The sequence below is a fragment of the Nocardioides psychrotolerans genome (assembly GCF_900113685.1).
GTDB lineage: Bacteria > Actinomycetota > Actinomycetes > Propionibacteriales > Nocardioidaceae > Nocardioides > Nocardioides psychrotolerans.
In genome coordinates this window covers 41,436-53,767 of the sequence record NZ_FOQG01000004.1, presented here as the reverse complement: position 1 = coordinate 53,767, position 12,332 = coordinate 41,436, and the positions used below count along the sequence as shown (strand labels likewise).

General features: G+C 67.7%; 11 protein-coding genes. 4 read left to right on the top strand and 7 right to left on the bottom strand.

The window, feature by feature from the left end; genetic code table 11:
* Positions 1–16 precede the first annotated feature (16 nt).
* The 7 genes from BM204_RS06255 to BM204_RS06225 form a co-directional block, all read right to left on the bottom strand.
* A complete protein-coding gene (locus BM204_RS06255; protein ID WP_170259216.1) occupies positions 17–619 on the bottom strand; it encodes a GNAT family N-acetyltransferase in 603 nt (200 codons plus the stop codon).
* A gap of 131 nt (positions 620–750) precedes the next feature.
* Entirely contained in the window at positions 751–1,083 is a 333-nt protein-coding gene (locus tag BM204_RS06250; protein ID WP_091111339.1) for a cupin domain-containing protein, read from the bottom strand.
* 39 nt (positions 1,084–1,122) lie between these two features.
* A complete protein-coding gene (locus tag BM204_RS06245; RefSeq protein ID WP_091111338.1) occupies positions 1,123–1,608 on the bottom strand; it encodes a hemerythrin domain-containing protein in 486 nt (161 codons plus the stop codon).
* A 1-nt stretch (position 1,609) separates the two neighbouring features.
* A complete protein-coding gene (narI, locus tag BM204_RS06240) occupies positions 1,610–2,338 on the bottom strand; it encodes a respiratory nitrate reductase subunit gamma (protein ID WP_091111336.1) in 729 nt (242 codons plus the stop codon).
* On the bottom strand, positions 2,335–3,078 hold the full coding sequence (gene narJ / locus BM204_RS06235; RefSeq protein ID WP_246166368.1) for a nitrate reductase molybdenum cofactor assembly chaperone: 744 nt from the start codon (positions 3,076–3,078) through the stop codon (positions 2,335–2,337). Before narJ ends, narI begins: the two co-directional genes overlap by 4 nt.
* On the bottom strand, positions 3,075–4,724 hold the full coding sequence (gene narH / locus BM204_RS06230) for a nitrate reductase subunit beta (RefSeq protein ID WP_091111335.1): 1,650 nt from the start codon (positions 4,722–4,724) through the stop codon (positions 3,075–3,077). The genes narJ and narH overlap by 4 nt, the downstream gene beginning before the upstream one ends.
* Entirely contained in the window at positions 4,724–8,434 is a 3,711-nt protein-coding gene (locus tag BM204_RS06225) for a nitrate reductase subunit alpha (RefSeq protein WP_091111333.1), read from the bottom strand. The genes narH and BM204_RS06225 overlap by 1 nt, the downstream gene beginning before the upstream one ends.
* Positions 8,435–8,725: 291 nt before the next feature.
* Here BM204_RS06225 and BM204_RS06220 point away from each other — a divergent pair, with 291 nt between their 5' ends.
* From BM204_RS06220 to BM204_RS06205, 4 genes are all read left to right on the top strand, one after another.
* Positions 8,726–10,108: an MFS transporter gene (locus BM204_RS06220; RefSeq protein WP_091111331.1), complete on the top strand. Its 1,383-nt coding sequence runs from the start codon at positions 8,726–8,728 to the stop codon at positions 10,106–10,108.
* The gene (locus BM204_RS06215; RefSeq protein WP_091111329.1) at positions 10,108–11,526 is read left to right on the top strand and encodes an MFS transporter; all 1,419 of its coding nucleotides are present in this window, start codon (positions 10,108–10,110) and stop codon (positions 11,524–11,526) included. Before BM204_RS06220 ends, BM204_RS06215 begins: the two co-directional genes overlap by 1 nt.
* Before the next feature lie 166 nt (positions 11,527–11,692).
* On the top strand, positions 11,693–11,959 hold the full coding sequence (locus BM204_RS22540; protein WP_170259217.1) for a hypothetical protein: 267 nt from the start codon (positions 11,693–11,695) through the stop codon (positions 11,957–11,959).
* Between the two features lie 123 nt (positions 11,960–12,082).
* Positions 12,083–12,331: a hypothetical protein gene (locus BM204_RS06205; RefSeq protein ID WP_091111328.1), complete on the top strand. Its 249-nt coding sequence runs from the start codon at positions 12,083–12,085 to the stop codon at positions 12,329–12,331.
* Position 12,332: the final 1 nt, after the last annotated feature.

Below are 12,332 nucleotides of genomic sequence, written 5' to 3'. Positions count from 1 at the left end.
CGGTCGCTGCCCACGGTCAGGGCATCAGCGGCGACCACACCGACTTCGCTTCAGCCCGGCGCTCACGCTTCGCCGCCGCCTGCTTCTGCGTGATGGTGCCGGAGGTGCTCATCTCGACCAGGACCACCCCTGAGTCGGTCCGTCGTACGACCTCGAACCCCGCGTCCTCGAAGACGCGCAGCATGTCGTGGTTCTCCGGGAGCACGTCGGCCTCGAAACGTGCGATGCCCACGCGGCAAGCCGTCGCGGCCAGGTGCTCCAGGAGCAGCGTGCCGAGACCGCGTCCGTGGAAGTCGTCGGCCACCAGGAACGCCACCTCGCTGATGTCGGCGCCCAGCGGCTCGGCCGTGGCCAGGGCCACGAGTCGCCCCTCCACCTCAGCCACCATCGCCAGCGTCCGCGGGTCCCGCAGGACATGGTCCACGTAGTGGTGCGCCGCCACCCGGGCCACGCTGAAGAAGCGCAGCCGCAGGGCCTCGTCGGACACGCTCTCGTGGAGCACGTGCAACGCCGGGCCATCGGTCGGCGACAGCCGCCGTACGACGCCGCGGCTGCCGTCGGAGAGCAACACGTCCACGGGCGCACAGGCAGCGGAGGGCAGAGCTCTGTCAACAGGCACGCTCCGATGGTGGCGGCCCTCCCCTCCGCGCGGCAGGGTCGTTGGTCCCATCGGTCCCGGGCGAGGACACCTCCCAGGCCGTCCGCGCCGTGTTCGTGATCGACCCCGTCGCGAAGCAGACGCTGCCCAGATCAGCTCCGTTTCGCGACCGTCAGCAGGACCGCCGAGTCCTCGACCGCCTCCAGGGAGTGACGGGAGTCGGGGATGGTCATGAGATCGCCGGGCGACCCGTTCCACCTGGTCTCACCCGCGATCAGCGTGACGCGTCCGTGCAGGACCTGGAGGGTCGCTTCGCCCGGGTTCTCGTGCTCGTCCAAGGTCGAGCCCGCACGGAGGGCGATCAACGTCTGGCGAAGGACGTGCTCGTGCCCGCCGTAGATGGTGTGGGCGCTGCGACCGCTGGACGCGGTCGATGCCGTCTCCAGGTGGTGACGCACCAGCGCCGTCAGTGACTCTTTCTGCATCTGCTCTCCTCGTTGCGGGTGGTCGATCGGTGATCGGGCTCAGGACGGGCGCACTGGTGGCGTCGCGTCGTGCAGGAAGCTCGGCGACTCGGCATGGGCGTCGTCCACGATCGCCCAACCGCTCGCCCCCAGGGTCACCACGGAGACCGGGAAGATCCCGAGGTCCTCGCGCTCGACATGGACCTCGAGGTCATCGAGCAGGGCCGTGACCCGCGTGGCGAAGTCAGCGGAGTCGATGTCGAGGGCACCGATGGTCTCGGCGAGGTCCCGGTGCTCGCCCTCCAGCTCGTCGATCTCCTCGACGAACTCCCCGGCCTCTCGCATCGCCCGGAAGATGCCGTCCTCCTCGCGTCGGACGTGTCGGTCGAGATGGGCGATGAGATCCGTGAGCCGTGACATCGCCGCTGCGTGATCGCCGGCGCCCAGGTCGCGTCGGACGTAGTGGCCCGCGTCGACCAGTGCGCTGTGCTCGTCCATGAGCTCACCGATCGGCACGACCTGCCGGCAGCCGCAGTACTCACACATCTCAGCCGACCCGGTCCCAGCCGCGGCGAGGGCGGTGGCTGCCGAGCCTGGTGTCGTCTCGACTGCGGTAGACGATGTAGGGCCGGGTCAGGTAGCCGAGCGGGGCACTGAAGACGTGCACCAGCCGGGTGAAGGGCCACAGCGCGAACAAGGCGAAGGCGACCAGGGCGTGGAGCTGGAAGCCCAGCGGCGCCTCGCCCATCAGGTCGGCATCGGGCTGGAACGCAAGGAAGGAGCGGTACCAGACCGAGACCCCCTCCCGGTAGTTGTACTCCCCGCCGAGGGTGAGGATCGAGCCGGCAATGGTGTTCCACATGCCCAGGACGATCGCGGCGGCCAGGAAGGCGTACATCACCTTGTCCATGACCGTCGTCGCGGAGAAGACCGGTCCCACGGTTCGCCGCCGGTAGATCAGGATCACCATCCCGACCACGGTCATGACGCCGGCCAACAGGCCACCGCCGACCGCCGCCACGTGATACATCTGCTCGCTGATGCCCACCGCGTCGGTCCACGACTGGGGGATCAACAACCCGAAGATGTGGCCCCCGATGACACCGAGCATCCCGAAGTGGAACAGCGGGCTACCGATGCGCAGGAGGCGGTTCTCGTAGAGCTGGGACGAGCGGGTGGTCCACCCGAACTTGTCGTAGCGGTAGCGCCACAGGTGCCCGACCACGAAGACGGTGATGCAGACGTAGGGAAACACCACGAAGAGGAGCAGGTTCATGCGCGGACCCCCGGGAACGACGGCATGGGCAGCAGGGTCGGCTCGGGCGCCGTCCCGGTGGCTGACCCCGGACTGAACTGAGGTGCGGCGAACGGCGCGAGGCCGACCTCCTCCTCGGGAGGACCCTCGGCTGCCAGGCGGCGTACGGCGTCGCGCTCCTCACCGCGCAGCGGCGGTAACGTTGCGGTGACCGCGTCGATCAGGCTCGCCCACGGCGAGTGCATGTCCCGGAGCGAGAGCCGCAGCAGCTCGAGCCCGGCGCGGTGGTCGAGCATCAGGTCCCGGCCGAGGTCGCGGTCGATCGTGGCGGCGAATTCGAGCACGACGCACAGGTGGTCTGGCAGTTCTGCGTCGTCCAGCTCGAAGCCGGCGCCGAGGTAGGTCTGCTTGAAGCGCAGCAACGCCATCCCCCGCTTGCGCGTGTCGCCGTGGGCGAAGTACGTCAGGAAGAGGTTGCAGCGCCGCCTGTTGTCGAACGTCTCGACGTAGTCGGCCTGCAGCTCGGTCAACGGCGTCGACCCGAGGTGCTCGAGGAAGGCGCGGAGCGAGTCCCCGATCGCGGTCGGCAGTCCCAGCGAGGCCGACCTGACGAGCTCGGCGCGCGCCAAGACCTCCTCGTCGGGGTAGTCGAGGAGCAGCGACACCGACTGCCACACGACGGTCAGCTGTTCTGGTGGCAGTGCCGCCTTCGCACGCCGGCCGCTGCTGCGCCTCAAGGTGTGCTCGCTTCGCTCGCTCACGAGTCCGGCCCCTTCGGCGGGAACATTCCGGGCGGGGAGCCCTTGCCGTCCCAGTTCAGCAGGTTCACCCGTGCACCCTTGTTCTCAGGGCCTGCGAGCGAGTCGGAGGTCTGCCGGTCCTGGAGCATCTGGAAGTTCTCGACGGCGATCGGCGTGGGTGTGCCGGACCCCTCGCCGAAGAGGTCCTGCTGACCGCCGCCGTAGTCGGAGACCGAGCACTCGGTGGACAGCTCCTCCAGCGAGTGCGCCTGCTCGGCGTGCGCCGGTGGGATGACGTAGCGCTCGTCGTACTTCGCGATCGCGAGGAGGCGATACATGTCGTACATCTCCTCCTCGGTCATCCCGACCGCGGCCGGGATCGAGGCGTCGGGATCGCGGCCCATGTTGATGTCGCGCATGTAGCAGCGCATCGCGGCCAGCTTCTTGAGCACGGCGTCCACGGGCTCGACCTCGCCTGCGGTGAAGAGCTCGGCGAGATACTCGACCGGGATCCGCAGGGCGTCGATGGCGGCGAAGAGGTTGCCCTTGTCCTCGGCATCCTCTCCCGTGTCACGCACGACATCGATGACCGGCGAGAGCGGCGGGATGTACCAGACCATCGGCATCGTGCGGTACTCCGGGTGCAGCGGCAGCGCCACCTTGTAGGTGTTGATCAACGCATAGATCGGGGAGCGTTGCGCGGCGTCGATCCAGTCGCGGGCGATCCCGGCCTTCTCGGCCTCACGCATCACCTCGGGGTCGAACGGGTCGAGGAAGACCTCGCGCTGGGCCTCGTAGAGACCGTGGTCGTCCTCCGTCGAGGCGGCCTCGAGCACCTTGTCGGCGTCGTAGAGCATCAGGCCGATGTAGCGCAGCCGCCCGACGCACGTCTCGGCGCAGACGGTGGGCAGGCCCACCTCGATGCGCGGGAAGCAGAACGTGCACTTCTCGGCTTTGCCGGTGCGGTGGTTGAAGTAGATCTTCTTGTAGGGACAGCCGGAGACGCACTTGCGCCAGCCACGGCACTTGTCCTGGTCGACCAGGACGATGCCGTCCTCCTCGCGCTTGTAGATCGCACCGCTGGGACACGACGCCGCGCATGAGGGGTTCAGGCAGTGCTCGCAGATCCGTGGCAGGTAGAACATGAAGGTCTGCTCGAACTCGAACTTCACCTTCTCGGCGATCTTCGCGAGCATCGGGTCGCGGTGCGCGGTCTCCGTCGAGCCGCCGAGGTCGTCGTCCCAGTTGGCCGACCATTCGATCTTCATGTTCTTGCCGCTGATCAGCGACTTCGGCCGCGCGACCGGCGTGTGCTCCTGGGCGGGTGCGTCGGTCAGCGTGGAGTAGTCGTAGGTCCACGGCTCGTAGTACTCGCCGATCGAGGGCAGCTTGGGGTTGGAGAAGATGGTCATCAGGTTCTTGAACCGGCCACCACCCTTGAGCTTCATCCGGCCGCGCTTGTTGAGCTCCCAGCCGCCCTTCCACTTCTCCTGGTCCTCATAGGTCCGCGGGTAGCCGAGGCCGGGCCGAGTCTCGACGTTGTTGAACCAGATGTACTCCGTGCCCGAGCGGTTGGTCCATGCCTGCTTGCAGGTCACCGAGCAGGTGTGGCACCCGATGCACTTGTCGAGGTTCATCACCATCGCCATCTGCGCCATGACCCTCATCAGTACGTCACGTCCTGGCTTCGCTTGCGGATGATGGTGACCTCGTCACGTTGATTGCCGGTGGGGCCGAGATAGTTGAAGGCGAAGGTCAGCTGGGCATACCCGCCGATGAGGTGGGAGGGCTTCACCAGCAGCCGCGTCAGCGAGTTGTGGATGCCTCCGCGCTTGCCCGACGTCTCCGCGAGCGGTACGTCGATGAGCCGGTCCTGGGCGTGGTACATGTACACCGTCCCCTCGGGCATCCGGTGCGAGACGATCGCCCGAGCCACCACGACTCCGTTGCGGTTGACCGCCTCGATCCAGTCGTTGTCCTTGATCCCGACCTTGACTGCATCGCGGTCGCTCATCCAGATGTTCTGGCCGCCGCGCGACAGCGAGAGCATGAACAGGTTGTCCTGGTATTCCGAGTGGATCGACCACTTGTTGTGCGGCGTCAGGTAGCGCACGGTCAGCCCCTCGACCTGTCCGTTCGAGCCGTCGGAGAGGTTGCCGAGGGCAGGCTCCGCGAACAGGGCGGCCATGTTGAGCGGAGGTCTGTAGACCGGGAGGCCCTCGCCGAGCTCGGTCATCCAGTCGTGGTCGAGGTAGAAGTGCATCCGCCCCGTCAGCGTGTGCCACGGCTTCTTGCGCTCCACGTTGATGGTGAAGGGCGAGTAGCGCCGACCCCCGGTCTCGGAGCCCGACCACTCCGGTGACGTGATCACCGGAACCGGTGGCCCCTGGGTGTCGGCGAAGGTGATCTGCTTGCCCTCGTGCTCCGCGGCCAGATCGGCCAGTCGCACCCCGGTCCGCTTCTCCAACGTCTTGAAGCCTTGGGTGGCGAGGTGGCCGTTGGTGGTGCCCGACATCGCGAGGATCGCCTCGCAGACGTTGATGTCCTTCTTGAGCGACGGCCGACCATCGGCGACGCCGCCTCGCACGGCGCCGTTCTTCGCTCGCAGGTAGTCGACCTGCTTGCTGAGCTCGAACGTGACGCCCTTGGTGGTCGCGCCGAGCGTGTCGACCAGCGGGCCGAGGGCGTTCATCTTCTCGGCCACGGCGCCGTAGTCGCGTTCGACCTCGACCAGCTTGGGCATCGTCACGCCCGGGATCGGCTCGCACTCACCCTTCTTCCAGTCGCGGACGACGCCGTGCGGGTTCGCCATCGCGTCGGGAGTGTCGTGCGTGAGCGGGACGGCGACGACGTCCTTGCGCACACCCAGGTGCGTGGCCGCGAGCTCGCTGAACTTCTCGGCGATCGTCTGCCAGGCGTCCCAGTCGGTGCGGGTCTGCCAGGGCGGGGCGATCGCCGGGTTGAAGGAGTGCACGAACGGGTGCATGTCGGTGGTGTTGAGGTCGTGCTTCTCATACCAGGTCGCTGCCGGAAGGACGACGTCGGAGAAGATCGTGGTGCTCGTCTGTCGGAAGTCGATCGTCATCAGCAGGTCGAGCTTGCCCTCGGGCGCCTCGTCTCGCCACGTCACGTCGACCGGGCGCTGGTCTTCCGGCGTCTCGGTCGCCCGCACCGACGAGTCGGTGCCGAGCAGGTGCTTGAGGAAGTACTCGTTGCCCTTGCCGGACGAGCCGAGCAGGTTGGCCCGCCAGATCGACAGGATGCGCGGGTAGTTCTGCGGCGCGTCGGGATCCTCGCCGGCGAAGTCGAGCTCGCCCGACTTCAGCTGCTCGACGACGTACTCCCCCACCGGCTTGCCAGCGGCAGCCGCGTCGTCGCTGAGGTCGAGCGGGTTGCGGTCGAAGGTCGGGTAGGACGGCATCCAGCCCATCCGGGCGCTCTGCGCGATCACGTCGGCGGTGGACTTGCCGGCCAGCTGACCGCTGCCGGTCGTGGCGGACAGGGTGTCGGCGCCGAACTGGTCGTAGCGGAACTGGTTGGTGTGCAGGTACCAGTACGCCGTCTGGATCATGTTGCGTGGCGGCCGGTTCCAGTCCAGCGCGTTGGCGATCTGGGTGTAGCCGGTGATCGGCCGCACCTTCTCCTGTCCCACGTAGTGCGCCCAGCCGCCGCCGTTGACGCCCTGGCAGCCGGTGAGGTTGGTCAGGGTGAGGAACGCGCGATAGATCGTGTCGGAGTGGAACCAGTGGTTGGTGCCGGCGCCCATCACGATCATCGAGCGGCCCTTGGACTCCTCGGCGTTCGCGGCGAACTCGCGCCCGATGCGGGCCGCGGTCGAGGCCGGGACCCCGGTGATCGCCTCCTGCCACGCAGGGGTGTACGGCGACTCCGCGTCGTCGTAGCCGCGGGCCCACTCCCCCGGCAACCCGTCCCGGCCGACGCCGTACTGCGCGAGGAGCAGGTCGAACACCGTGGTGACGAGGTGACCGTCGATACGGCGTACGGGGACCCCACGCGGCAGGTCGGCTGCTGCGCCGTCAGGGGTGTCGAAGCGGGGGAACCGGACGAGCACGGTCTCCACGGGAGAGCCGCTACCGTCCCCTTCGAGCAATGACAGCTGGGGGTCGACGTCTCCGAGCTCGAGGTTCCACTTCCCCACACCGGCGTCGCCGAAGCGGTGGCCGAGGGAGCCATTGGGCACGACGGGCTCCCCGGTGCGCGCGTCGATGAGGACGGTCTTGAAGGCGGCGTTCTCCTCGTCCGCATCGGTCGCAGCGAGGTCGGAAGCGGTCAGGAACTTCCCCGCAGTGAGCTGTCCGTCGGCAGCCTCGTCGAGCTTCACCAGGTAGGGCAGGTCGGTGTAGGTCTTCACGTACTCGGTGAAGTAGGGAGTGTCCCGGTCCACGAAGAACTCCTGGAGGACGACGTGCCCCATCGCCATCGCCAGCGCGGCGTCCGTGCCCGGCTTGGCAGGGAGCCACTCATCGGCGAACTTCACGTTGTCGGCGTAGTCGGGCGCGACCGCGACCACCTTCTGGCCGCGGTAGCGCGCCTCGGTCATCCAGTGCGCGTCGGGCGTGCGGGTCACCGGGAGGTTGGAGCCCCACATGATGAGGTAGCCCGCGTTCCACCAGTCGCCCGACTCCGGGACATCGGTCTGGTCGCCGAAGACCTGCGGCGAGGCGACCGGCAGGTCGGCGTACCAGTCGTAGAAGCTCAACATCGAGCCACCGATCAGGTTCACGAACCGCGCACCCGACGCGTGCGACACCATCGACATAGCCGGGATCGGCGAGAAGCCCGCGACCCGGTCGGGGCCGTACCTCTTGATCGTGTGCACGTGCGCCGCCGCGACGATCTCTGCGGCCTCCTCCCACGTGGCCCGCACCAGGCCGCCCTTGCCGCGCGCGGACTTGTAGGCCTTGGCACGCTGCGGGTTCTCGACGATGTGCTCCCACGCCTTGACGGGATCCCCACCGTGCTGGGCCTTCGCCTCGCGGAACATCGTGAGCAGGACACCGCGCACGTAGGGGTAGCGGACCCGGGTCGGCGAGTAGGTGTACCAGGAGAACGCCGCACCACGCGGGCAGCCTCGGGGCTCGTACTCCGGAGAATCGGGTCCCACGGACGGGTAGTCGGTCTGCTGGGTCTCCCAGGTGATGATCCCGTCCTTGACATAGACCTTCCAGGAGCATGACCCGGTGCAGTTGACGCCGTGGGTGGAGCGGACGACCTTGTCGTGGCTCCAGCGATCGCGATAGAAGTCGTCGGCCTCGCGCCCGCCCTTCTTCGACAGGGTCCGCAGGTCGTCGGAGACCGTGCCCTTGGTGAAGAACCGGCGGCTGCGGACGAGCGCATCGCTGATCGGCCCGTCCATGCCGACGTCCTGCGTCTGTTTCGGTTCTGGCTGGACGTCGGTGCTCACGTGGTTCCCTCACTGTCGCCGCAGAGTTTGTGCGCGGGCCTTTACCCATGCAAGCACACGACGCATGCCCTGTCAGCACCGCCCGACGACCAAGCTTTGCCGGGCGCGTCGGCCGGAGAAATGGCGATAGTTGGTCCCGCCCTCCCGGTGACCAAGGTCCCTTCTGAGGCCCCCCTGGGTGGCCCATCCTGTTTGAGGTCACCATTTCTCTGGGGTGGCCCCAAGTCACCGACCGGAGCCTCCATGCCTGCCACTGACCTTGCCGGACAACCGCGCCCCGCGCCGGCGGATCCCGCGTCATCCGCCGTCCCGCCCGGCGCGCGTCGCGTCCTCGCACTCTCCACCGTCGCCTTCACCCTGATGTTCGCGGCCTGGCTGATGTTCGGCGTCCTGGGCCTCCCGATTCGCGACGAGTTCGGCCTGACCGACGTCGAGCTCTCCTGGCTCTCCGCCGTCGCCATCCTCAACGGCGCGCTGTGGCGGCTCCCGGCGGGCATTGCCGCCGACCGGTTCGGTGGCCGGGTGGTCTTCACGGTGCTGCTGCTGGCCACGGCGCTCTTCTCCTACCTCATCTCGCTAGCCGGCAGCTACGGCATGCTCCTGCTGCTGGCCTTCGCCGTGGGTTTCGCGGGCAACGCGTTCACCGCCGGCATCGCCTGGAACTCCGCCTGGTTCCCGCGCCACCACCAGGGCTTCGCGCTCGGCGTCTTCGGCGCCGGCAACGTGGGCGCCTCGGTCACGAAGTTCATCGGGCCCGTGCTGATCACCACCACGGCAGGGGGCACCTACCTGGGCTTCGTCGAAGGTGGGTGGCGACTGATCCCGGTCATCTACGCCGTGCTGCTGATCGTCGTGGCGGTGCTCCTCTGGACCATGACGCCCCGCCAGGACCGCAAGCCGGGCGCGGGTCGGCCGTTGCGTGAACAGCTGGTCCCGCTGCGCCAGGTGCGGGTGTGGCGGTTCAGCGCCTACTACGTCGCCGTCTTCGGGGCGTACGTCGCACTCTCGGCCTGGCTGCCCAAGTACTACGTCGACAACTTCGACGTGTCCCTCAGCACGGCCGCGCTCCTGACGGCAACCTTCATCTTCCCGGCCAGCCTGTTGCGGCCCGTTGGCGGCTGGTTCTCCGACCGCCTCGGTGCCCGCCGGGTGATGTACTGGACGTTCGCCATCATGCTGGTGACGACCTTCATCCTGATGATGCCGAACGGGCACGTGGTGGTGGAGGTCTCGGAGAAGCACACCTCCTCCGGGACCGCCGACGTGCTCCCCTACACGATCGGCCTCTGGCCGTTCGCCATCCTGGTCTTTCTGCTCGGGTGCTCCATGGGCATCGGCAAGGCCGCGGTCTACAAGCACATCCCCGAGTACTTCCCCACCGAGGTCGGCTCCGTCGGCGGGCTGGTGGGCATGCTCGGCGCCCTGGGCGGGTTCTTCCTCCCGCCGCTGTTCGCCTACACGACCGCGTGGACCGGGCTGCCGTCGGCGACGTTCTTCGTCCTGTTCCTGCTGACCCTTGCGTGCGCCGTGTGGATGCACCTCACGGTCGTGCAGATGCTGCACGAGCAGTCGCCGGAGCTGGCCGACCACTTCGAACAACCCACCACCAGAGAGGCCCACGTCTGATGTCAACGTCGTCTACCACCGCCAAGGCGGACAACCGGACCGGGAACGAGTGGCTCCAGGACTGGGACCCGGAGAACGACGAGACCTGGGACCAGGCGCTTGCCTGGCGGACTCTGTCCGTCACGACGTTCACGCTGACCCTGGCCTTCGCGTCCTGGTTCATCGCCAGCGCCCTGGCGCCCAAGCTCACCAACCTGGGCTTCGACCTCACCCAGAACCAGCTCTACTGGCTGGTCGCCCTGCCCGGGCTCTCCGCCGGTCTCCTGCGGCTGGTCTGGATGGTGCTGCCGCCGATCCTCGGCACCCGCAGGCTGGTGTCGCTGACCACCCTGTTGCTTCTCTTCCCACTGGTTGGCTGGGCCGTCGCCGTGCAGGACCCGGACACCTCCTACACCTGGCTGCTGGCCCTGTCGTTCATGTCCGGGATCGGCGGTGGCGCGTTCTCCGGCTTCATGCCGAGCACGTCGTACTTCTTCCCCCGCCGCATGCAGGGGACGGCGCTGGGCGTACAGGCCGGCGTGGGCAACTTCGGTGTGTCCCTGGTCCAGTTCGTGACCCCGTGGATCATCGGCTTCTCGATGATCGGGTTCCTCGGCGCCTCCCAGACCGAGGCGTTCCCGGGGAAGGCGCCCAGGGACGTGTGGTACCAGAACGCCACCTACGTCTACGTTCCGTTCGTCATCATCGGCGCGATCCTTGCCTGGACCATGCTCAAGAGCATCCCGATCAAGGTCAACGTGCGCCAGCAGTTCGACATCTTCAAGAACCAGGACACCTGGTGGATGACGCTGCTCTACATCATGACCTTCGGCACCTTCGCCGGGCTGTCCGGTCAGTTCGGCCTGCTCATCAAGAACATCTACGGCGGCGGCAACGCCGAGATCGCCCGCCTCATGACCGACGGGACGACGCAGGTGCTCGTGGAGGGCTACTCCATCCCCGACCCGGTCAAGTTCGCCTTCCTGGGCCCGCTCATCGGCGCCGGTGCCCGAGTGCTGTTCAGCCCGCTGACCGACAAGATGGGCGGGGCCCGGTGGACCCTGTTCGCCGGCGTCGGCATCCTGGCGTCCGTCCTCTACACGAGCCTGCAGCTGTCCCCCGACGCGGGAGCCGGCGCCAGCGCCCTCGAGGCCGACTTCGACAAGTTCCTCTACGGGATGCTCGCGATCTTCCTGTTCGCCGGCATCGGCAACGCGTCCACGTTCAAGCAGATGCCGATGATCTTCGAGCGGCGACAAGCCGGTGGCGTGATCGGCTGGACGGCAGCACTCGCCGCCTTCGGGCCGTTCTTCTTCGGCGTAGGGCTGACCTTGATGGAGCCGGAGACGTTCTTCTACATCGGGGTCGCGTTCGCCGCGATGTGCGTCGCGATCACGTGGGTCCGCTACGCCCGGCCAGGCGCACCCAAGCCTTCCTGAGCCGGCCGCACCCGCCTGGTGCCGACCCCGGCGAGGTAGCGGTCGACGACGGTGATGAGCTGCTCCTCGGCCGCGAGGCGTGCACGTGTCCGCGGCGCGTAGTCGCTGGTGGGGAGGACTCATCGTTGGCCCTTGACGGACTGCGAGCGGGTTGCGGTCCATCGTGGTGGATGCCGACGTCAGCAGCATGCGCGGCGGCAGCGTCGAGATCGGTCTCATCAAGCACGACGGACGACTTCCCGGCACGCTCGGGTTCGGACCAGATCTGCACGCCGAAGGTGTCGCCGAGGCGCCACTCGATCAGGCCGGGCATGGGCCGGGCGTCGGGCTCGCGAGCGAACAGCCGGGTGTACCACTCTTCTGCACGGTTGAGATCGGTGACGGTGCAGTTGGCGTACACACTGCGGATCACGGCGGCGTCCTTCCTGGGTGATGGTCAATGGCAAGCACCATGAGCGAACCACGACCATCAACCCGCTGGATCGGACCCCTGTCCACGCACGACGCTCGCGCCCATTCGCGGGCCAATCCCTGGTGCACACCCGCAACGAATTCGGTGCTGCTGCGGTGGCCTGGCGGTCGCAGCACAGCCGTCGGCATCCACCCGCCGCAGTTCGTCGACGACAGCAGCGTCGGTCTCGACCGGGACGTGCAGCCGTGCCTGGTCGAACACCCCGACAAGCGTGTCGTGTGCGAGTGCGAGATCCGCGATGCCGGGATCGCCTTCAACCTCCCGGAGCGGGCCGAGCTGATGGGACGTCTCGAGGCCCGTCCAGGTCGGCCGGACCCTGTGAGACTCGAGTGAC